The 20,533-nt window shown below is 69.7% G+C and carries 21 protein-coding genes; 14 read left to right on the top strand and 7 right to left on the bottom strand.

Annotation, left to right across the window (positions count from 1 at the left end; translation table 11 throughout):
• Nucleotides 1-210 precede the first annotated feature (210 nt).
• From VM889_03420 to VM889_03410, 3 genes are all read right to left on the bottom strand, one after another.
• Nucleotides 211-1,401, bottom strand: coding sequence for a PLP-dependent aspartate aminotransferase family protein (locus VM889_03420; GenBank protein ID HVL47585.1), 1,191 nt, complete (start codon nt 1,399-1,401; stop codon nt 211-213).
• A 52-nt stretch (nt 1,402-1,453) separates the two neighbouring features.
• Nucleotides 1,454-1,771 carry a hypothetical protein gene (locus tag VM889_03415; GenBank protein HVL47584.1) on the bottom strand — a complete coding sequence of 106 codons (318 nt, stop codon included), beginning with the start codon at nt 1,769-1,771 and terminating at the stop codon, nt 1,454-1,456.
• Nucleotides 1,772-1,833: 62 nt separating this feature from the next.
• Complete coding sequence (locus VM889_03410) at nt 1,834-2,232, bottom strand: hypothetical protein (GenBank protein ID HVL47583.1); 399 nt, start codon at nt 2,230-2,232, stop codon at nt 1,834-1,836.
• Between the two features lie 121 nt (nt 2,233-2,353).
• Here VM889_03410 and VM889_03405 point away from each other — a divergent pair, with 121 nt between their 5' ends.
• Together VM889_03405 and VM889_03400 are read left to right on the top strand one after the other, a co-directional pair.
• Nucleotides 2,354-2,932 (top strand): biotin transporter BioY, encoded by a 579-nt coding sequence (locus VM889_03405; GenBank protein ID HVL47582.1) that lies wholly within the window; start codon nt 2,354-2,356, stop codon nt 2,930-2,932.
• Between the two features lie 100 nt (nt 2,933-3,032).
• Nucleotides 3,033-4,412 (top strand): cystathionine beta-synthase, encoded by a 1,380-nt coding sequence (locus VM889_03400; GenBank protein ID HVL47581.1) that lies wholly within the window; start codon nt 3,033-3,035, stop codon nt 4,410-4,412.
• 802 nt (nt 4,413-5,214) lie between these two features.
• On the opposite strand, the gene VM889_03395 is transcribed toward VM889_03400, so the two are convergent.
• Both VM889_03395 and VM889_03390 read right to left on the bottom strand, forming a co-directional pair.
• The gene (locus VM889_03395) at nt 5,215-5,793 is read right to left on the bottom strand and encodes a winged helix-turn-helix transcriptional regulator (protein ID HVL47580.1); all 579 of its coding nucleotides are present in this window, start codon (nt 5,791-5,793) and stop codon (nt 5,215-5,217) included.
• A gap of 7 nt (nt 5,794-5,800) precedes the next feature.
• Complete coding sequence (locus tag VM889_03390; GenBank protein HVL47579.1) at nt 5,801-6,202, bottom strand: hypothetical protein; 402 nt, start codon at nt 6,200-6,202, stop codon at nt 5,801-5,803.
• Between the two features lie 144 nt (nt 6,203-6,346).
• Here VM889_03390 and VM889_03385 point away from each other — a divergent pair, with 144 nt between their 5' ends.
• From VM889_03385 to VM889_03330, 12 genes are all read left to right on the top strand, one after another.
• Complete coding sequence (locus VM889_03385) at nt 6,347-7,855, top strand: hypothetical protein (GenBank protein ID HVL47578.1); 1,509 nt, start codon at nt 6,347-6,349, stop codon at nt 7,853-7,855.
• Nucleotides 7,856-7,975: 120 nt separating this feature from the next.
• Nucleotides 7,976-8,359, top strand: coding sequence for an NADH-quinone oxidoreductase subunit A (locus VM889_03380; GenBank protein ID HVL47577.1), 384 nt, complete (start codon nt 7,976-7,978; stop codon nt 8,357-8,359).
• On the top strand, nt 8,356-8,889 hold the full coding sequence (locus VM889_03375) for an NADH-quinone oxidoreductase subunit B family protein (GenBank protein ID HVL47576.1): 534 nt from the start codon (nt 8,356-8,358) through the stop codon (nt 8,887-8,889). The genes VM889_03380 and VM889_03375 overlap by 4 nt, the downstream gene beginning before the upstream one ends.
• Nucleotides 8,890-9,825 carry an NADH-quinone oxidoreductase subunit C gene (locus VM889_03370; GenBank protein ID HVL47575.1) on the top strand — a complete coding sequence of 312 codons (936 nt, stop codon included), beginning with the start codon at nt 8,890-8,892 and terminating at the stop codon, nt 9,823-9,825.
• Entirely contained in the window at nt 9,825-11,045 is a 1,221-nt protein-coding gene (locus tag VM889_03365) for an NADH-quinone oxidoreductase subunit D (GenBank protein HVL47574.1), read from the top strand. The genes VM889_03370 and VM889_03365 overlap by 1 nt, the downstream gene beginning before the upstream one ends.
• 4 nt (nt 11,046-11,049) lie before the next feature.
• Entirely contained in the window at nt 11,050-12,078 is a 1,029-nt protein-coding gene (gene nuoH, locus VM889_03360) for an NADH-quinone oxidoreductase subunit NuoH (protein HVL47573.1), read from the top strand.
• A 1-nt stretch (nt 12,079) separates the two neighbouring features.
• On the top strand, nt 12,080-12,520 hold the full coding sequence (locus tag VM889_03355) for an NADH-quinone oxidoreductase subunit I (protein HVL47572.1): 441 nt from the start codon (nt 12,080-12,082) through the stop codon (nt 12,518-12,520).
• A gap of 21 nt (nt 12,521-12,541) precedes the next feature.
• Entirely contained in the window at nt 12,542-13,396 is an 855-nt protein-coding gene (locus VM889_03350; protein ID HVL47571.1) for an NADH-quinone oxidoreductase subunit J, read from the top strand.
• Between the two features lie 307 nt (nt 13,397-13,703).
• Nucleotides 13,704-14,024: an NADH-quinone oxidoreductase subunit NuoK gene (gene nuoK, locus VM889_03345; GenBank protein HVL47570.1), complete on the top strand. Its 321-nt coding sequence runs from the start codon at nt 13,704-13,706 to the stop codon at nt 14,022-14,024.
• 1 nt (nt 14,025) lies between these two features.
• On the top strand, nt 14,026-16,182 hold the full coding sequence (nuoL, locus tag VM889_03340) for an NADH-quinone oxidoreductase subunit L (GenBank protein ID HVL47569.1): 2,157 nt from the start codon (nt 14,026-14,028) through the stop codon (nt 16,180-16,182).
• Nucleotides 16,183-17,697, top strand: coding sequence for an NADH-quinone oxidoreductase subunit M (locus VM889_03335; GenBank protein ID HVL47568.1), 1,515 nt, complete (start codon nt 16,183-16,185; stop codon nt 17,695-17,697).
• The gene (locus VM889_03330) at nt 17,698-19,215 is read left to right on the top strand and encodes an NADH-quinone oxidoreductase subunit N (protein ID HVL47567.1); all 1,518 of its coding nucleotides are present in this window, start codon (nt 17,698-17,700) and stop codon (nt 19,213-19,215) included.
• A 200-nt stretch (nt 19,216-19,415) separates the two neighbouring features.
• Here the strand turns inward: VM889_03330 and trmY are convergent, their stop codons facing one another.
• Together trmY and VM889_03320 are read right to left on the bottom strand one after the other, a co-directional pair.
• Nucleotides 19,416-20,009 carry a tRNA (pseudouridine(54)-N(1))-methyltransferase TrmY gene (trmY, locus tag VM889_03325; protein ID HVL47566.1) on the bottom strand — a complete coding sequence of 198 codons (594 nt, stop codon included), beginning with the start codon at nt 20,007-20,009 and terminating at the stop codon, nt 19,416-19,418.
• Entirely contained in the window at nt 20,009-20,419 is a 411-nt protein-coding gene (locus VM889_03320; GenBank protein ID HVL47565.1) for a DUF1761 domain-containing protein, read from the bottom strand. The genes trmY and VM889_03320 overlap by 1 nt, the downstream gene beginning before the upstream one ends.
• Between the last annotated feature and the right edge of the window lie 114 nt (nt 20,420-20,533).

The raw sequence follows: 20,533 nt of genomic DNA, 5'->3' as shown, positions 1-20,533 counted from the left end.
GCGCGACCGTCCGGGACGGTGTCACTTCGGCGACGGTCCGGACGTGTACGGTAGGCACCGTCAGAATGTCTCAAGCTTTAAGATAGCGCCGTCGATGGGATCGCCGTCGGGGATCGCGGCCCCCGCTTCCGCCGTCGGACCCCCCCGGTCCGGCCGCGGCGGAAGTGCCTCCCTCTCCACCTCCCGGGCCGCGGTCCCCCGACGCTTGCCTCAGGCCTTCGCGAGCGCCCGCTCGAGGTCCGCCCAGAGGTCGTCCGGGTTCTCGAGGCCGACGCTCAGGCGCACGAGACCGTCCGTCACGCCCGCCTTCCGACGCTGCTTTGCGGGCACGGAGGCGTGCGTCATGCTCGCGGGGTGGCTCACGAGGCTTTCCACGGCGCCGAGGCTCTCCGCGAGCGTCCATAGCCGGACCGACTCCATGGCGCGCGTTGCGGCCTTGAATCCGCCCTTGAGCTCGAACGAGAGCATGCCGCTCGGAAGGCGCATCTGACGCTTCGCGAGGGCGCGCTGGGGGTGCGACGCGAGCCCGGGATAGTTCACACGCGCGACCTTCGGGTGCTTCTCGAGCCGCGTCGCGATCGCGGTGGCGTTCGCGCTGTGGGCCTCCATCCGCACGTGGAGCGTCTTGAGGCCGCGCAGGAGAAGCCACGCATCGAAGGGCGAGAGAACGGGCCCGATCGATTTCGAGAGGAACGCGAGCCGCTCCGCGAGATCCTCGTCCTTCACCGCAACGAGACCGGCGAGCACGTCGGAGTGCCCGCCGATGTACTTCGTCGCGCTGTGCAGCACGACGTCCGCGCCGAGGTCGAGCGGGCGCGTGATGTAGGGGCTCGCGAACGTGCTGTCGACGACCGTGAGCGCGCCCGCGCGGCGGGCGATGGTGGCGAGCGCCTCGATGTCGTTGAGCTTGAGGTTCGGGTTCGTGGGCGTCTCGAGGTAGACCATCTTCGTCTCGGGCCGCATCGCGCGCTCGACGTTCTTGGGATCCGACGCGTCGACGTAGTCGAAGGAGAGCCCGAAGCGCGACGCCACCTTCGAGAAGTAGCGGATCGTGCCGCCGTACACGTTCTCCTCGCACACGACGTGGTCGCCCGCGCTCAGGAGGTGCGCGACGGTGACGATGCCCGACATCCCGCTCGCGAAGGCGAAGGCGCGCGTCGCGTTCTCGAGGCTCGCGAAGCAGTCTTCGAGCGCCTTGCGGGTCGGGTTGCCCGCGCGCGAGTAGTCGAAGCCCTTGGTGACGCCGAGCGACGCCTGCGCATACGTGGTCGTCGGGTGGATGGGCGTCACGACCGCGCCCGTCGAGGGGTCCGGCGCCTGGCCCGCGTGGATGAGGCGCGTCTCGAAGGCGTGCTCCGGGGCGGGCTTCGCGCGGCTCCGTTTCGCCGGCGTCTTGGGCATGGGCTACCCATCGACCGGGGCAGGATGAACGTTTGGGCCGCGGTCGGTCGCGCTACCAGGACGGGCGCGCGAAGGCCTTGAGGAGCAGCGCGAGCCCGACCGCCACGAGGACGAGGGGCCAGTAGGCCGCCGCGTCCGCGAGGACGATGAGACCGAGGACGATGAGCGCCGTCCCCGCGATGAAGCGCCCCCACAGGTTCGTCGATTCGTCAGGCCGCATCGTGCGCACCGCGCCGTCGGCGACGAGGACGCCCCCGAGCGCGACGAGCAGGGTGGGCAGGACATCCCGGTGTGAAAGCAGGTGATTCACCTGGAGCCACATGACGACGCCGACGGCGACGAGGACGAGGCCCGCGGTGAGGCCGTTCAACGGATCCGGGTCGGCAACGCGCGCGGGCGGGGGCGCGAGACGCGGCTCGGTCGCGGCGGACGTCAGGATATCAGCCTCGCGTTCATCACGGCGCGGCCCACGAGGAGCCCTCCGACGAGGACGAGGATGAGCGGCCATGCGTCGAGGTCGGTCGTCGCGACGGCGCCGACGGCGACGAGGATGGCCCCCGCGATGACGCGGTTGTTGCGCGTCGCGGCGGCGCCGGCGCTCGTCGCGTGGCGGAAGGCCCCGTCGCTCAGGAAGGCGAGGCCGACCGCCATGAGGAGGATCCCGGCGGCGTTGAGGCCGCGAAGCGTCCCGGACTGGATGAGGAAGAACGCGATCCCGATGCTCACGAGCAGGAATCCGGCGAACGCCGCGTTCGCCTGCTGGGCGGCCCGATCGTTCGCGGGGGTTTCGCGGGGCGGCTCCATGGGCCGCTCCTCGGCGATGGCGGACATGGCGCCCGGCACTGTCCCGGAGGGGCCTTGAATCCTTCTGATCCCGAACGGGGAACGGTCCGCGCCGCGGCAGCGACGCCGCCGCGCAACCTTCATGACGGTGACGCCGATGGGCGCGGCCATGGTCACCGTCCACGCGGTCCGCGAACGCTTCGACCGGTTCCACGCCTGGCGCTCGAACACGGGGTTCCTCCCGATGCTCGCGCTCGCCCTCGGGTGGGCCGCGCTCATGGGCCTCCTCGCGCAGGTCCGCATCGTCCTCCCCTTCACGCCCGTCCCGTTCACGATGCAGGTCTTCGGGACCCTCCTCGCGGCCGCCGTCCTCGGCCTCCGGTGGGGCGCCGCGTCGCAGGGCCTGTACCTCGGCCTCGGCGCCGCCGGCCTCCCGGTCTTCCAGGGCGCGAAGGCGGGCCTCGCCCACCTCGCGGGCGCGACCGGGGGCTACCTCCTCGCGATGCCGGTCGCCGCCGCGCTCGTCGCCGTCGTCGCCGCCCGCGCGCCGGGCTACGGCCGCCTCGTGCTCGCGATGCTCGCGGGGGTCGCGGTCATCTACGCGGGTGGAATGGCGGGCCTCGTGGTCGTCCTGAACCTCGACCTCCCGCGCGCGTTCATGCTCGGCGTCGCGCCGTTCGTCGCGCTCGACGTCGGCAAGGCGCTCCTTGCGGCCGGCCTCGCGCGCGGGGTCGGGGCCCGCGCGTAGCGCGCGCTCGCCTTCCCGCTCGCCGATCCTCGACCGCCCCCTCGGCCGGGAGGAGAACGCTTATCCCGGGCCCTCCCGATGATCGGCCGACGGTGGCGCCGTGGAGTACCGCGAGAACATCCTGGAGACGATCGGCAACACGCCACTCGTGAAGCTCAACAAGGTCACGGACGGCGCGAAGCCCCTCGTCCTCGCGAAGGTCGAATACTTCAATCCCGGCGCGTCCGTGAAGGACCGCATCGGCATCGCGATGATCGAGCGCTTCGAGCGCGAAGGCCTCCTGAAGCCCGGCGGCACGATCGTCGAGGGCACGTCCGGGAACACCGGCGTGGGGCTCGCGATCGCCGCGGCGATCAAGGGCTACCGCTGCATCTTCACGACGACCGACAAGCAGGCCATCGAGAAGGTGCGGCTCCTGCGCGCGTTCGGCGCGGAGGTCATCGTGTGCCCGACCGCGGTCCCGCCGGATCACCCGGATTCGTATTACTCCGTCGCGAAGCGCCTCGCGGCCGAGACGCCGAACGCGGTGTATCCCAACCAGTACGACAACCAGGACAATCCGCGCGCGCACTACAAGACGACGGGCCCGGAGATCTGGCGCCAGACGGACGGGAAGATCACGCACCTCTTCGCGGGCGTCGGCACGGGCGGCACCATCTCGGGCATCGGGAAGTTCCTCAAGGAGAAGAACCCGAAGATCAAGGTCATCGGCCTCGACCCCGTGGGCTCGATCCTCAAGGAAGTGAAGGACACGGGCGAGTACCACCCGGAGCACGCGCACACGTACAAGGTCGAGGGCATCGGCGAGGACATCGTCCCGACGACGGTTTGGTTCGACGTCATCGACGAGATCCTGAAGGTCACCGACAAGGAGTCGTTCATCGCCTCGCGCCGCCTCGCGCGCGAGGAGGGCATCTTCGCGGGCGGGTCCGCGGGGACCGCGATCGCGGGGATGATGAGCTACATCCGCCGCGAGCGCCTCGGCCCCGACGCGGTGTGCGTCGTGATCGTCCCGGACTGGGGCGGCAACTACACGGCGAAGCTCCACAACGACGAGTGGATGCGCGAGAACCGCTACCTCGACGAGACGACGCCGCGCGCGACGATCGGCCAGGTGCTCCCGCCGCACGAGCAGGGCGCGCTCATCAGCGTCGCGTGGAAGGACACGGTCCGACGCGGCGTGGAGCTCATGAACCGCCACGGCATCAACCAGATTCCCGTCGTGGGCGAGAAGGGCGAGATCGTGGGCACGCTCCTCGAGGGCGACATCCTCTCGAAGGCGCTCGCGAACCCGGGCGTCCTCGACCGCACCGCGGAGGGCGCGATGGGCCCGCCGCTCCCCTCGCTCGACGCGGGCGAATCGGTGGAGCGCGCGATCGAGCTCGTGAAGACCCAGCCCGCGGTCCTCGTCCTCGAGAAGGGCGCCGTGAGGGGCATCGTCACGAAGTACGATCTCGTGCGGTTCCTCGCGAAGCGGTGAGGCGGCCCGGCGCGGGCGAAGCAGCAGCCCCTCAACGAGGGCGATGGCCCGCGTTGGCCGAAGGCGGCGAAGAGGAGGATTGCGGCCTCACGGTCCCCCATCTGCAGGAGGTCCTCAGCCGCGCTCCATCGGAGTGCATCACCGCGGTCGACCTCACGCGCGTCCAGAACCCCGCAGAAGTGCTCCGCTCTGGGGGTCGTAGCGTGAGCCGCGCGCCTCCCGATCGCCCCCAGGACGGGCCCACGCGGTTTCGGTCGGGGTTCCAGGGGCGAAGCCCCAGTTCCACGCAGGTCCGGAAGGGCCCCGCGCATCCCGACCGTCCCATCGACAGGCCCACGTGGGTCTCGGCGGAAATCGGGCAGAGCCCCAGCCCGCGCGCGAACCCAAGGGGGGCCGAGGGCCCCCTGACCGTCCCATGACAGGGAAACGCGGGTCTCGGCGGGGGTCCAGGGGCGGAGCCCCTGGTCCGGGGAGGAGTCCAGAGGAGGGGGCGGATAGCCCCCTCCTCTGGCACGTAGTCTCACGCTCCGTGCCGCAGCACGGAGCGTGAGACGGAGTGTCGCTGTAAACAGGAAGGGAGCGCCGGGGACCGGTTGTTGCGACCGCGTCTGAGGGGAGCGCGGTCGCAACCTCGTGGGAGGGGTCGGCGGGAGGAGGGGGGGTTGGTGTGAGGAATCACGCCGACGCCCCGATCCCCGGCGGCCTTGGCAGGCTTGTCCCTTGAGGCTGCTAAGGACGCGCCCCCTCATCAAACTTGGGTCATTTTGTCTAGAACCCGCCCGGTCCCGTCAGGTCCGGCCTTTCAAGTTGTCTCTGAAGGGTTCGGTCCGATCGTGTCGGCGAGGACCGCGCGGATCATCGCCTGCATGCCGACGGCCTCGGGGATCTTCGCGAGGAGGGCGGGCCCGCGACGGACGAGCTGGGGGCCGATCGCGAAGCGGCGACGGAAGCCCGACTCCACCTCGGCGATGAGACCGAGCTTCAGGAGCGCGGGCAGATGCCGCTTGACGGTGGTCGTGGAAAGCCCGAGGGAGGCCGCGAGCTCGCGACCGAAGGTGCCGGGGCTCGCGGCGACGGCTTCGAGGATGGCGCGCGGCTCGTCCGCGGCGAACGTGGCGAGGACCTCCCGCTCCCAGGCCGTGAAGTGCGAGGCGGCGTCGAAGTGGACGCGCCGCTTCCCCCAGGGAACGGAGACGACGTACCCCTCGCTCTTCAGGAGATCGAGGTGGTACATGATCGTCGGGTGGCTGAGGCCGAAGCGCTCCGCGATCTCGAGGATGTGCGCCGCCGGGTGGGCCACGATGAAGGCATGGATCTCCTGCCGAAGGCTCGGTCGGGCGGCCGCAAGCTGCGCGTCGGCGCGAAGCCTCGAGAGTTCCATGATGTCCTCAGAAGGTGACGCAGTTCTTGATGCTGATGCCGACGCCGCCCGATTTCGAGACGGAAACGCATTGCCCGGTCTTGGTGGCGCCCGCGTTCGAGAAGGCGACGGGGCCGAGCGCGCCGCTCGCGTCGACGGCTCCCACGGCGTACCAGGTCTCGCCGGACCCGGCGTTCGCGTCGAAGGTCAGCGCGCTCGTGGTGCCGACGAGGCCGAGGTTGTCCGCGTTCGTGCCGACGAAGACCCGATACGTGGTGGATTCGGTCGCATCCCAGCTGAGGACGGCGAAGCCGTTGCTCTGCTGGACGAGGAAGTTCGAGGGGGCCACGGCGGGACTCGCGCTCGCATTCAGCGGGACGAGAAGCGCCGTGGCGAGCACGGCGATCGTCCGCCAACCGAGGAGCGACATTGGACCGGGCCTCCCGGGTTCGGATGCGTCCTTCGCGGCATAAGGATTTGGTGACGGGACGGGTGACACCCAAGGGTTTATTCCATGACCCGGGGCTCCTTGAGCGGGCGGAGCTGGGAGGCTCCGAGGAGTGTGAGGAGGGCCTTGAGCGGCCGGCTGTTTCCCGTTCTCATCCTGATCCTCCTACTCATGCCGCTTGCCCCCGCCGCGGCCGCCGCCGCGGGCGCCGGGGTGTTCGAGACCGGCGCCCCCGTCGCGCTCGCGGGCGACCTCGGCCTCGCCTCCGCGGACGGCCCCCTCCTCCTGTACGGCCCCGGCCCCGTCGCGCCCTTCGCGCTCTCGCTCGAGGCGGAGCGGATCGAGATCGACCGCCGGTTCGCGAACGCCACGAACGTGTGTCCGCCGGCCTTCGTCGGCTGCACGCGGGCCGTTGGCGAGGAGACGCGCGCCACAATCCGCCACGACGCGTCCTTCCTCGCGGTCGCGCGGACGCGGCCCGGCTTCGCGGTCTTCGTCGCCCCCGTCGTCGGCGCGCCCTACGCGATCGACGTCGACACGACCGGACGCGCGTCCGTCACCGGCGCGCGCTTCGAGGAGGTCGGGACGCCGGGCTACGACGTGGAGACGAGCGACGACGTCTTCTGGGGGCTGCGCGCGCGCCTCGACCGGCCCCACGCGAACTTCACCGCGCCGCGCGGCACGGTCGCGGTCGAGGGGGATTTCACGCTCTTCCTCTGGAACGTCGACTACCTCGTCACCGGCGAGGGCGAGGCCGCCTCCTACGAAACCGGCCTCATCGAGAAGCGCGGGGGCATCGCCCGCGACGAGCGCCTCGAGGAGCACCGCGTGACCGTGCGGGGCGGGTCGCTCCGCGCGACCCTCGTCGAGGGCCGGGTCTCGGCCTTCCCGCGCGAAGCCGACCTGGTCGTCGCCGGCCTCGTGACGCTCCCCGACGCGGAGGGCCGCTTCGAGACCGCCGAGGGTTTCGTGGAGGCCCGCGGCGAGGCGCTCACCGGCCGCGGCGCCTTCTCCCTCAAGGCCGCCCTCGCGGCGGAGCGCAGCGACGCGCTCCTTGCGCCGACGGTTCCCCGGCTCGCGGTCCGGCTCGAAGGCGACGCCGCCTCGTGGTCCCTTCCGCTCGTCGTCGTCCCCGCCCCGCTGCCGATGCCCGATCTCGCGACGGGCGCCGCCGCGGGCGGAACGCTCCTCCTCGTCGCGGGGACGGTGGCGGTCCTCGCGCATCGCGGCAGGCTCCGGATCCTCCCGCGCGCCCGCGCGACGCCCGAGGAGGCGCTCGACGAGCTGCTCGCCGCCCTCGGCGAGGCGCGCTGGTCCGCCGCCAAGCGTTGGGCCGACCGGGTCCTCGAAGCCGACCCCGAGAACGTCGACGTCCATCTCGACCGGGCCCTCGCGCTGGAGAAGCTCGGACGGGCCGAGGCCGCGCGGTCGGCGTGCGAGGCCGCCCTCCGGCTCGCCCCGGAGCGCGGCGACGTCCACATCCACTACGCGCACGTTCTCGCCCGGCTCGGGCTCGCGTCGGCGGCCCGCGTGCACCTCGACGAGGCCCTCGCGCTCGACCCGCGCCTCGCCGAGCAGGCGGCGGGCGACCCCGACCTCGCGCCGCTCATGGACGACGCGCGCTTCCCCCGATGAGCGAAAAAACGCTGGTTTTCCCGGGAAAAACCGGTGGACGCGCAAGTTCGAACCAAACGTTCTTATAAGGAATGGGCCATCCCCGCACCGTCCCCCGGAGGGTTCCCCACGGCAGGCGAAGTGCTCTGGAACTACGTTCCCGTTTTCGTCACGGCGGGGCTCGGCTTCGTCATGGTGTGGGCCACCCTCCAGCTCACGAAGCTGATCGGCCCGCGCCGTCTCGTTCCCGGGAAGCTCTCGACCTACGAATCCGGCGAGGTGCCCGTCGGGTCCGCCCGCGGCCCCATCGACGTGCAGTACTACATGTACGTCCTCATCTTCCTCATCATCGACATCGAGGCCGTGTTCATGATCCCGTGGGCGCTGTCGCTCACGCAGGACCCGGCCTTCATCCAGTCCGTCGGCATCGGCGCGTACCTCTTCGAGATGGTCATCTTCGTCGTGATCGTCCTCGCGGGCTGGGTCTACGCGTGGCGCAAGGGGGCTCTCCAGTGGCAAAGCTGATCACGACCGGCGATCTCGCGGCGGGCGTCCCGGACGACCAGGACCCGAACATCCTCCTCTCGTCCGTCGACAAGCTCCTCAAGTGGGCGCGCTCGAACTCGCTCTTCCCGCTCTCCTTCGGTCTCGCGTGCTGCGCGATGGAGATGTTCGCGACGCTCGGCCCGCACTACGACATGGCGCGCTTCGGAAGCGAGGTGTTCCGCGCGACGCCCCGCCAGGCCGATCTCATGATCGTGCCCGGCACGGTCACGAAGAAGATGGCGCCGCGCATCCGCAAGCTCTACGACCAGATGCCGGAGCCGAAGTGGGTCATCGCGATGGGCGCGTGCGCCGTCTGCGGCGGACCCTACCAGAACTCGTATTCGACGGTGCACGGCGTGGACAAGATCATCCCCGTGGACGTCTACGTCCCGGGCTGCCCGCCTCGCCCCGAGGCGCTCCTCGACGGCCTCATCCGCCTGCAGGAGAAGATCCGCGCCGACCCGCGCATCTCGCCCGGTCTCGAGCGCTACCTCAAGGGAGGGCGCTGAGTGGCGCTTCCCGACGCGGGCAACGTGGAGGACTACACGCAGGAGGAGATGGCCGAGCTCCTCGCGCTCCACGACGCGGACAAGACGAAGCTCACGAAGAACCAGAAGGCCGCGGTCGCGCGCTACAATTTCAAGAAGACGCGCGGCGAGCCGCTGAACTTCAGGACGCCGGGCGCCGCCCCCGCCGCGCCCGCTCCGACCGCGGCGCCCGCGGGCGCCGGCCTCCCGGTCGAGATCCAGGCGCTCATGGCGAAGGATCCCGCGACGCTCACGAAGGACGAGAAGATCGCGATCGCGAAGGCGAAGTCGCAGGCCGCCAAGGCCGCGATGGCGGCCAAGGCTCCCGAGGGCGCCGCGCCCGCCGCCGAGGCGAAGAAGGAGAAGTCGCCCGAGGAATTCGCGCGCGAGAAGGCGCTCGCGCTTCCGCTCGTCCAACGCTTCCGCACCGCCTTCCCGTCGGACGTCGTCGACGTCGGGCTCCAGACCGACATCCCGCAGATCCACCTGAACACGAACTCCGTCCTCAAGGTGCTGCGCGCCGCGAAGGAGGAGTTCGGCTTCGACCACCTCGCGTGCCTCACGGCGATCGACTATCCGCCGGACCGCATCGAGGTCGTGTACAACCTCTACGGCTACGGCCACGGCGAGCGCCTCTCCTTCAAGACGAAGGTTCCGCGCGAGCTGGAGACGGGCGAGCTGCCCTCGGTCCCCTCGGTCGTCCCGCTCTGGCGCGGCGCCGATTGGCTCGAGCGCGAGGTGTTCGACCTCTTCGGCGTGGCCTTCGAGGGCCACCCCGACCTCCGCCGCCTCCTCCTCCCGGACGGCTGGGTCGGCTACCCGCTCCGGAAGGACTACGACGTGACGCGCGAGCAGTTCGTCGCGATGGACGCGAAGGGCCGCGACGTCGTCTCGTTCAAGGAAGAGGAGGGCTGGTAATGACGACGCCCGCGATCACGCCCGACAACGTCACCCTCAAGACCGCGCCCGCTTCCGCCGAGTTCCCGCCCGCGCTCGCGCGCCTCGCGACGAAGTCCGCGGCCGAGAAGCAGCGCCTCGTGCTCCTCAACGTCGGCCCGCAGCACCCGTCGACCCACGGCGTGCTCCGGCTCCGCGTGCTCCTCGACGGCGAGATCGTGCGCGGCGTCGATCCCGTGATCGGCTACCTGCACCGCGGCGTCGAAAAGCTGTGGGAGGACGGATCGTACCTCCAGGGCATCCCGCTCACGGACCGCCTCGACTACGCGGCGGCCATGCACAACAACTACGCGTTCGTCCGCGCCTGCGAAGTGCTCGGCAACGTGCAGGTCCCGGAGAAGGCGCAGTACATCCGCGTCCTCACGGCCGAGATCCAGCGCGTCGCGTCGCACCTCCTGTGGCTCGGTCCCTTCTGCCTGGACTCGGGCGCCGTCACGCCCTTCTTCTGGTGCATGCGCGACCGCGAAGGCGCGATCGCGCTCCTCGAGCGCCTCTCGGGTGCGCGCCTCACGTACAACTGGTACCGTATCGGCGGCGTCAAGAACGACCTGCCGCCGGGCTTCCTCGACGAGGCCGCGCGGTACTGCGACTACATGGAGGAGCGGCTCAAGGAGTACTGGAACCTCCTCGCGGAGAACGACATCTTCGTCGTCCGCACGAAGAAGGTCGGCGTCCTCCCGAAGCGCCTCGCGATCAACTACGGCTGCTCGGGCCCGATGCTTCGCGGCTCCGGCGTCGCGTACGACCAGCGCAAGGCCCACCCGTACGACGTCTACGGCCGCATGAAGTTCGACGTGCCCGTCCGCACGGGCGGCGACGCCTACGACCGCTTCATCGTCCGCATGAAGGAGATGACGGAGTCGATCCGGATCATCCGCCAGTGCATCGCGGAGATGCCCGCGACGGGCGACTACGTCTCGCCCGAGGTCGGCGAGGGCGCCCGGCAGCACCGCTTCAAGGCCCCGCCCGGCGAAGTGTACGCCGCGATCGAGGGCGGCCGCGGCGAGTACGGCTGCCTCGTCGTCTCGGACGGCACCTCCAAACCCTACCGCTTCAAGTGGCGCGCGCCCACGCTCTCGAACCTCGCGCCCCTGCACGACATGGTCGTCGGCCTGAAGATCCCCGACCTCGTCGTCTCGCTCGGCTCGATCGACATCATCCTCGGCGACCTCGACCGGTGAACCCATGGCGGACCCCCTGACGAACCTCATCGAGACGCTCATCGCCCCGCCCTACGCGTGGTTCATCGGCGCGCTCCTCGCCGTCGGCTTCGTGCTCGGCGTCGGCGGCATCATGTCCTACGTGATGCGCAAGATCATGGCGCGCATCCAGACGCGTCTTGGCCCGAACCGCGTCGGTCCCTTCGGCCTCCTGCAGTTCCTCGCGGACGGTATCAAGTTCATGTCCAAGGAGGACGTGATCCCGTCCCGCGCCGACCCCTGGGGCTTCCGCATCGCGCCTTATCTCGCGATCGTCCCCATCATCGTCGCCTTCGTTCCCCTGCCCTTCTCGAACCAGGTCATCGTGAGCGACCTCTCGGTCGGCATCCTGTTCATCCTCGCGATCAGCGCGGTCGCGCCGATCGGCGAGATCGTCGCGGGCTGGGCGTCGAACAACAAGTACTCGATGTACGGCGCGATGCGCGCGGCCGCGCTCGACGTCGCCTACGAGATCCCGCTCATCCTCTCCGCGATCGCGGTCGTGATGCTCGCGGGCACGATGAGCACGACAGGCATCGCGCTCGCGCAGCACCACCTCTGGTTCATCCTCCTGCAGCCGCTCGGCGCGCTCATCTTCTTCGTCGCGGCCCTCGCGAAGGCGGGCGTCGTCCCGACCGACCTGCCCGAGTCGGAATCGGAGCTCGTGGCCGGCTACTTCACCGAGTACTCGGGCATGAAGTTCGGCGTCTTCTTCGTCGGCGTGCTCGCGAACATCGTGTTCATCAGCGCCCTCACGGTGCTGCTCTACTTCGGCGGCTGGACGATGCCCTTCCTCCCCACGGGCGGGTCGTGGCTCTGGAACCTCGTCGGCATCCTCGTGTTCCTCGCGAAGGTGGCCGTCTTCGTCTTCATCGTGCTCGCGACGTGGTTCACGCTCCCCCGCGTGCGCGCGGACCAGTTCCTGAGCATCGGCTGGAAGGTCCTCTTCCCGCTGTCCGTCGTCAACCTCGTCGTCGCCGTCGCCGAGGTCTACTTCCTCAAGGGAGGTTTCTGAGATGCGCGTACCGATCCTCGCCTTCGCCAAGGGATTCAAGGAGACCCTCACGTCCATGACGAAGGCCCCCGTGACGGTCGAATACCCCGAGGAGATGCGCGACGTGCCGGAGAACTGGCGCGGCCGCATCAAGCTCTATCTCGACCTCTGCGTCGGGTGCACCACGTGCTCGATGGTGTGCCCGAACGCGAGCTGCCAGATGGAGGCCCTCGACTACCAGGCGCCGAAGAACAAGCGCGCCATCTTCCCGCGCGTCGACATCGTGAGCTGCATCTACTGCGGCCTCTGCGAGGAGACGTGTCCCACGGACGCCATCCGGCTCGACAAGGAATTCAAGCTCTCCGAGTACGACCGCGGCGTCTTCGACTACGACTCGTACGAGCTCTCGAAGCGCGAGGGCCAGCTCGAGCTTGAACGCGAAAACGAGGCCAAGGCCGGTTAGGAGCGCGCGGAGCGGACCACCATGACGGGACTCAGTGTGATCGCGTTCGTCGAAGGGTCTCCCCTGAACAACTACGCGCCCGAGGGCGGAAGCCAGATGGCGACCTACCTCGCGTACGCAGTCCTCGCCGTCCTCGCGGGCGGCGCGGGATGGGGCTTCTGGAACGGCGCGCGCTCCGACGACCGCCGCCGCGCCGGCACGCTCTTTGCGGGCGGCGTCCTCGCGCTCGGCGCCGCGGGCTACCTCGCGGGTCTCCCGAGCTGGGGTCTCGCAGGCGTCCTCGCGGGTCTCGTCCTCGGCTCCGCGATGCAGATCTTCGTCCTCGTCCGCGAGAAGGAGATCACGATCTGGGCCCTCCTCGCGGCCGTCGGGCTCGGCGGCCTCGCGATCGTCGCGGGCGCGATGCTCACGGGCTTCTTCGCGACGGCGCTCCTCATGGTGTTCGCGGGCCTCAAGGTCGTCTCCGTGCGCGAGAACATCCACGCGACGGTCTGGCTCGCGGCGCTCCTCATCGGCGTCGCGGCGTTCTTCCTCCTCGTCGGCGCCGAGTTCCTGGCCGCGATCCAGATCCTCGTGTACGTCGGCGCGGTCATCACGCTCATCCTGTTCACGGTGATGCTCACGCTCCCGCAGGAGCGCCCGCACTCGCTCGACGAGCTGGACCTTCCGCCCGGCTTCTCGGTCGAGAGCGTCGAGGACCTCCAGACGGCGACGCCCGCGGTCGGCGTGGGCCCCATGAAGAGCCTCGTGGACACGAACCCGAGGAAGCCCGTGCGCGAGCCCGGCAACCTCTACGGCGTGAGCATCGACGACGGCGTCTACGGAACGGAGACGCAGACGGTCGCCGGCACGAAGAAGAAGGAGGGATCCGCCTGAACGAGCAGACCAAGACCGACCTCAAGTGGACGGCCGCCATCCTCGTCTTCGTCATCCTGGCGCTTGCCGCGCTGTTCACGAACGCGTGGAACCCCTACACCGCGCTCGGCCCGGCCGGCCCCGTCGAGCACCCCGACCAGGGCACGCTCGAGGGCCGCGAGAACCTGACGGGCGTCACGGCGCAGCTCTTCAAGCAGACGGGCACCGCGGCCGAGCCGCCCCTCGTGTTCGCCTTCGAGCTGCTTTCCGTCGCGCTCATCGCCGCGCTCATCGGCGCGCTCGTCCTCGCCCAGAAGGAGGATTCCTGATGCTCGAGGGCTTCCCGCCGATCACCGGCGGCTGGGTCGTCGCGCTCTCCGCCGCGCTCTTCGCGATCGGCGTCTACGGCATGATCACGCAACGCTCGGGCATCCGCCTGCTCATGAGCATCGAGATCATGCTGAACGCGGCGAACCTCAACTTCGCGGCGTTCTCGTCCATGTTCCAGACGAGCACCGGCTACGCGTTCGCGCTCTTCTCGATCGCGCTCGCCGCCGCCGAGGCCGCGGTCGGCCTCGCGATCCTCGTCAACCTGTTCCGCCTGATGCAGAACATCGACACCGAACGCGCCCGCAGCCTGAGGTGGTAAGATGGCCGTCGACCCGATCCTCCAGTACACCTGGCTCATCCCCGTCCTGCCCTTCGTCGCGTTCCTCCTCGTCGGCCTCTTCGGGAAGAAGATCCCCGGCGAGCAGGGCGGGTGGCTCTCCGTCGCGCTCGTCGGCGCGGCGGGCATCCTGAGCCTGCTCGTCTTCCAGAAGGTCCTCGACCACACCGTGAGCTACGCGCACCCGTTCGTCCAGAAGATGGAATGGTGGACGGCGGGCAACTACCAGCTCAACCTCGCGATCCACGTCGACCCGCTCACGGGGCTCATGCTCTTCGTGGTCGGCATCCTCGTCACGCTCATCGTCCTCTACTCGGTCGGCTACATGCACGAGGAGGGCGACGGGCGCCGCCGCTACTTCGCCGAGATCACGCTCTTCATCACGGGCATGCTCGGCCTCGTCGTCGCGGGCAACTACCTCATCCTCTTCATCTTCTGGGAGATCATGGGCCTCTGCTCGTACCTCCTCATCGGGTACTGGTACAAGCGCCCCGCCGCGGCGGCCGCCGCGAAGAAGGCGTTCCTCGTCACGCGGATCGGCGACGTGTTCTTCCTCGTCGGCATCATCATCCTCCTCGTCCAGTTCGGCGGGGCGGCGGGCGGCCTCCACACGCTCGACTTCGACCACCTCTTCGCGCTCAAGGTCGAGGAGTCGGCGAAGGGCACGCTCCTCATCGCGAACCTCTTCATCTTCCTCGGCGCCGTCGGCAAGAGCGCGCAGTTCCCCCTGCACGTGTGGCTCCCGGACGCGATGGAGGGCCCCACGACCGTCTCCGCCCTCATCCACGCGGCGACGATGGTCAAGGCCGGCGTCTACCTCGTCGCGCGCTCGTACCCGCTCATGGTGCAGACGCCCGAGCTTCTGCTCGTCGTCGCGATCATCGGCGGCTTCACGGCCCTCTTCGCCGCGAGCATGGCGCTCGTGAACAACGACGTGAAGCGCGTCCTCGCGTACTCGACGCTCTCGCAGCTCGGGTACATGTTCCTCGCGCTCGGCGTCGGCGGATCGCTTTACTTCAGCCACGGCGACGCCGTCTCGGCCGCGGCGCTTGCGGGCGTCACCGTCGCGATCTTCCACCTGTTCAGCCACGCTTTCTTCAAGGCCGGCCTCTTCCTCAGCGCCGGGTCCGTCGGCCACGCGCGCCACCACGAGGACGCGCCGTACGACATGCGCGAGATGGGCGGCATGCGCAAGTGGATGCCCGTGACGGCGTTCGCGATGCTTTTCGGCACCATCTCGATCGCGGGCCTTCCGCCGTTCAGCGGCTTCTACTCGAAGGACGCGCTCCTCGAGGCCGTGTTCCACGCGGCCCACGATGCGCCCATCTACTACGTCCTCTACGGCGTCGGCCTCCTCACGGCGGGCCTCACGGCGTACTACATGTTCCGCCTGTACTTCATGACCTTCGAGGGCGAGTACCGCGGCAAGGATTGGCGCGCGGCGCGCGACGGGCACGCCGGCCACCACCGCGAGCACGGGTCGCACGAGAGCCACATCCACGAGTCGGGCTGGACGATGGCCGTCCCCCTCGCCTTCCTCGGCGCGATGGCGCTCGTGGGCGGCGTCGTCGTCTTCGCCTTCGCGGGCGGCACCGCGGACAACCTGGTCGCGGCCTCCCCGGAGACGCTCGCGGCCGCGGGCGTCGCGGACGCGGGCCACGGCGAGGCGCACGGCGGCGGCCTCGTGAAGGCGCTCCTCCACCCGTTCGAGGTCCCGCTCACCTACGCCTCCATCGCCGTGGCGCTCCTCGGCGCCGGGCTCGCGTACGCCTGGTGGGGACCGAAGAGCGTCGCGAAGAACCTCAAGGCCGACGACGAGCTCACGGGCTTCTCGAAGGTCCTCGCGAACCGCTACTACATCGACCACGCCTACAACGCCTTCGCGGAGAAGGTCGTCGTCGGCTGGGCGCGCGTCGAGGACTGGTTCGACCAGCACGTCATCGACGGCGTCGTGAACGGCGTCGCGAACCGCACCGGCAGGACGGCCGACCGCTGGAGGTTCTGGCAGACCGGCGACGTCCAGGACTACGCGTTCGCGGTCGTCGCGGGCGTCGTCCTCATCATCCTCGCGATCGTGTACGCGCCGCTCCTCACGGACGCCCTGCGCGACCGCGGCATCTCGTTCTTCGGAGGGAGCTGAATGGAATTGCCTCTCGTCTCCATCGCCATCCTGAGCGCCCTCGCGGGCGCCGGCCTCACGCTCGCGATCGGCCGGAAGGATCACCGCATCGCGCGCGTCGTCGCGCTCGCGACGAGCCTCGTGCCGCTCGCGATCGCGTCGTACCTCCTCATCACGCTCGCCGACGCCCCGAAGACCGCGACCGGTTACGGCTTCTACGAGAAGTACCAGTGGATCCCGGGCCTCGGCATCCAGATCATCTTCGGTCTCGACGGCCTCGGCGCGCCGATGTTCTTCCTGACGGCGCTCCTCGTCACGCTCGGCATCGTCTTCGCCTGGGACCAGACGGAGCGCGCCTCCACGTTCCACGCGATGCTCATGATCCTGAACGCGGCCGTCCTCGGCGTGTTCAGCGCGCTCGACCTCTTCCTGTTCTACGTCTTCTGGGAGTTCGTGCTCATCCCGATGTACTTCCTCATCGCCATCTGGGGCGGCCCGAGGAAGAAGTACGCGGCGATCAAGTTCTTCATCTACACGTTCACGGCCTCGCTCGTGATGCTGCTCGCCTTCATGGCGCTGTACTTCGAGGCATTCCCGTCCGGCGCGCGCTCCTTCGCCATCGAGGACATCGTGGCCGCGAACGGCCGCTTCAGCCAGGGCTTCCAGCAGATCGTGTTCCTCGCGCTCTTCGTGGGCTTCGCGGTGAAGTTCCCCGTCTTCCCCTTCCACACGTGGCTCCCCGACGCGCACGTCGAGGCGCCGACGGCGGGCTCGGTGCTCCTCGCGGGCGTGCTGCTGAAGATGGGCTCGTACGGCCTCATCCGCATCGCGCTCCCCGTCGCGCCCTTCGGCGCGCAGTGGCTCGTGCCCCTCATGTTCGTGATCGCGGTCGCGAGCATGATCTACGCCTCCGCGATCTGCCTCGTGCAGCGCGACTACAAGAAGCTCGTCGCGTACTCGTCCATCGGGTCGATGGGCCTCGTGCTCCTTGGCATCGCGGCGTCCGTCCACACGGGCAGCGAGCTCGGCCTCGTCGGAGCGAACTTCATGATGCTCGCGCACGGCTTCATCAGTCCGGCGCTCTTCATGCTGTGCGGCGTGCTCGCGCACAACCTCGGCACGCGCGACATCCCGTCGATGGGCGGCCTCGCGGCGAAGCTGCCGAAGTCCGCGACGTACATGGTCATCTTCTCGATGGCGGGTCTCGGCCTCCCGGGGCTTGCGGCCTTCATCGCGGAGTTCCAGATCTACGGCGCCACCTGGGAAGCCTTCGGGATCTACATCCTGATCCCGCTCGTCTACCTCGTGCTCTCCGCCGCGTACTATCTGTGGGCGCTCCAGCGCGCCTTCTTCGGCCCGTTCACGGAGAAGCCCGGCGTCCACTACGGACACACGTACGACCTGCACTGGCACGAGGCGGTCCCCCTGGCGATCCTGCTCCTGTTCACGGCCCTCTACGGCCTCTGGCCGCGCCTGCTCACGGACGTCCTCGACGGCCCCGTCCGCGCCCTTCTCCTCACGATGGGGGTGGCCTGAGTGGCGCTCGTCCCGAACGAGATCATCGCCCTCACGCCGCTTGCGATCCTCACGATCGCCGGCCTCGCGGCCGCGATCCTCGGCACGCTCGGCCTCAAGCGCCAGGGCATGGCGGGCTTCGCGCTCATCGCGATCGTCCTCGCCGGCGTCTTCAGCTTCGCGAGCCTCTACGACGTCCCCGGCTTCGGCTACGTGCGCGACGCCGTCGAGGCCCTGCCGGTTTCGAGCGCGGGCGTCCCGACGGTCTACGGCGTGTACGACGTCACGCCGTTCTCGGTCTTCTTCGCCGCCATCTTCCTCCTCGTCGCGGGCATCGTGGTCCTCGCGAGCCCGCACTCGATCCGCGAGCGCCACCAGGGCGAGTACTACGCGCTCATCCTGTTCTCGACGCTCGGCATGATGGTCGTCGCCTCCGCGCGCGAACTCATCACGCTCTTCGTCGGCCTCGAGCTCGCGAGCTTCTGCACGTACGCGCTCGCGGGCTTCTACAAGAAGGCCCCCGACAGCGCTGAGGCCGCGATGAAGTACTTCGTGATCGGGTCGCTCTCGAGCGCCGTCACGCTCTACGGCATCTCGCTCATCTACGGCCTCGCGGGCACGACGAACCTCGACGCCCTCTCGGGCGGCCTCGTCGGCGCGCCGGGCCTCATCGACCCCGCGACGGGCCGCATCGCTCCGACGCTCGTCTTCGGCTGGGTGTTCGTGCTCACCGGCTTCGCGTTCAAGGTGAGCGCGGTGCCGTTCCACATGTGGTCGGTCGACGTGTACGACGGCGCGCCGCCCACGGTGTCGGCCTTCCTCGCGGCGGCCTCGAAGAAGATGGGCTTCGCGGCCATCTTCAAGATCTTCATCATCGGCCTCGTCGCGGTCCAGACCAACTGGACGTTCCTCGCGGCCGCCCTCGCGGTCGTGACGATGACGGTCGGCAACGTCGTCGCGCTCTCGCAGACCAACGTGCGCCGGCTCCTCGCGTATTCGTCCATCGCGCACGCAGGGTACATGCTCATCGCGCTTCCCATCGCGACGCAGTTCGCGCTCGCGGGCGGCCTCCTCCACATCACGACGCACGCCTTCATGAAGGCGGGCGCCTTCGTCGTGGTCGCGGCCGTCGCGACGCTCGGCGTGAGCGAGGACCTGAACGACTGGCGCGGCCTCTCCCGGCGCGCGCCCTTCCTCGCCCTCGCGATGGCGATCTTCATGCTCTCGTTCGCGGGCATCCCGCCGTTTGCCGGCTTCGCCTCGAAGTTCGTGCTCTTCAGCGCGGCCATCCAGGCCGGCGGCTGGTTCGTGTGGCTCGCGGTCGCGGGCGTCGTGAACAGCGCCATCTCGCTCTACTACTACGCGCGCATCGTGCGCACGATGTACGTGGACGAGGGCGGCGCCACGACGCGCCTCGCGATCCCGGCCTCGGCCATCGCGGCCGTCGCGATCGCGCTCCTCGGCACGATCGTGATCGGCCTCTACCCGGCGCCGTTCTACGGCTTCGCGGTCGAGGCGGCGGCGTCGCTCATCCCGTGAGATTGGAGGGAACTTGTCGGAAAATCCGACAATCCCGTGATCGGATCGTAAAGGTTATACGGTCTCGCTAGGATGCGCGCGTCGGCAGCGCGCGCATTCTCTTCAGCCTCCCAACGACAAGAGTTTTTCGCGCTGCTCCAACTGCTTCAGCGGAGGCGTTCGTTCGCGGGCCACGGGGCGCGACCCCCGGCCCGGCAGGCCTACCGCGCCCCGGCCCGGTCCAGCTCGTTCAGGAGCACCACGACCGCCTGGTCGGCCTGGAGCGACCGCGGCCCGAGGCTCACGGCCCGGGCGCCGCGGCCGCGGACCTCGGCGTCCTCTTCGGGCGTGAATCCCTGGTCGTCGCCGATCACATACACCGCGTCCGCGGGCGGCGGCGCGGCGCGCGCGTCGTCGCCCCCTTCGTCGAGGAGCACGAGAGGGCGCGTCGCGAGGGTGTCGAGGAGGTCCGCGAGCGTCGCGTCCGCGACGCTCACCCCGGGGGAGGCTTCGCGCCACACGGGTCCCGTGCGGGGCGTCGCGAGCGCGCGGCGGACGAGCGCCGCCGTGCTGCGCTCGTCGGGGTTCAGGCGGCGCACCTTCGCGCCGTCGAAGCGCACCGCGACGGGAGCGCCCGGGGGGCCCTGGAGGAGGGCGATGACCTCCACGTCGCTCCGGACGCCGTGGGAATGGAGGAGGGCGCTTGTCACGACGCGGCACACGATGTCCATGCGGCCGCCGGACCCCGGAAGATCGTCCAGGCTGAAGGCGGGGGCGGTCGAGGCCCGGTGCGCGAGGAGGATGAAGGTCGGCATCAGAGGAAGGTGACGACGACGCCGGCGAGCGCGAGCGCCACCACGTGGTAACCGGCGTTGATGAGGTAAAGTTTCAGGCTCTTGCCGCCGAAGATCGATTCCGCGCCCATGGCTGTCGCGGCGAACCCGACGCCGACGATGAGGCCTACAAGGGCGCCGTCCTGGAGGGTGGGCGAGGCGCCCGAGATGCCGTGGATGACATAGTTCAGCGCGAGGGCGCTGACGAGAGCGCTCACCACCACGAGCGCATAGGCGGGCCCGGGGGAGCCGAGCTCCTCCTGCTTCTTCCCCAGCTCTTTCAGCCACGCGTTTCCGAGGACGGGCGGCGCGTACCAGACGAAACCCACGACGATGTTCACGAGGGCGGCGGCCAGGATCGGCACGACGTCGAGCGCCGGGGCCGGGTGCACGGGCCGCGAGCCGCGGCCGCGGTTGTAAGGGTTCCGGAACGCTACGGCCGGCGCGCGAGGGCGGCTCCGAACCCGGCGAGGAGCGCGAGGACGGCGGGGGCGGCGGGGATGGAC

Source organism: Candidatus Thermoplasmatota archaeon (genome assembly GCA_035540375.1).
In the GTDB taxonomy this organism is placed as follows: domain Archaea; phylum Thermoplasmatota; class SW-10-69-26; order JACQPN01; family JAJPHT01; genus DATLGO01.
The sequence above is the reverse complement of the archived record's forward strand: the minus strand, read 5'-3'. Positions and strand labels throughout refer to the sequence as shown.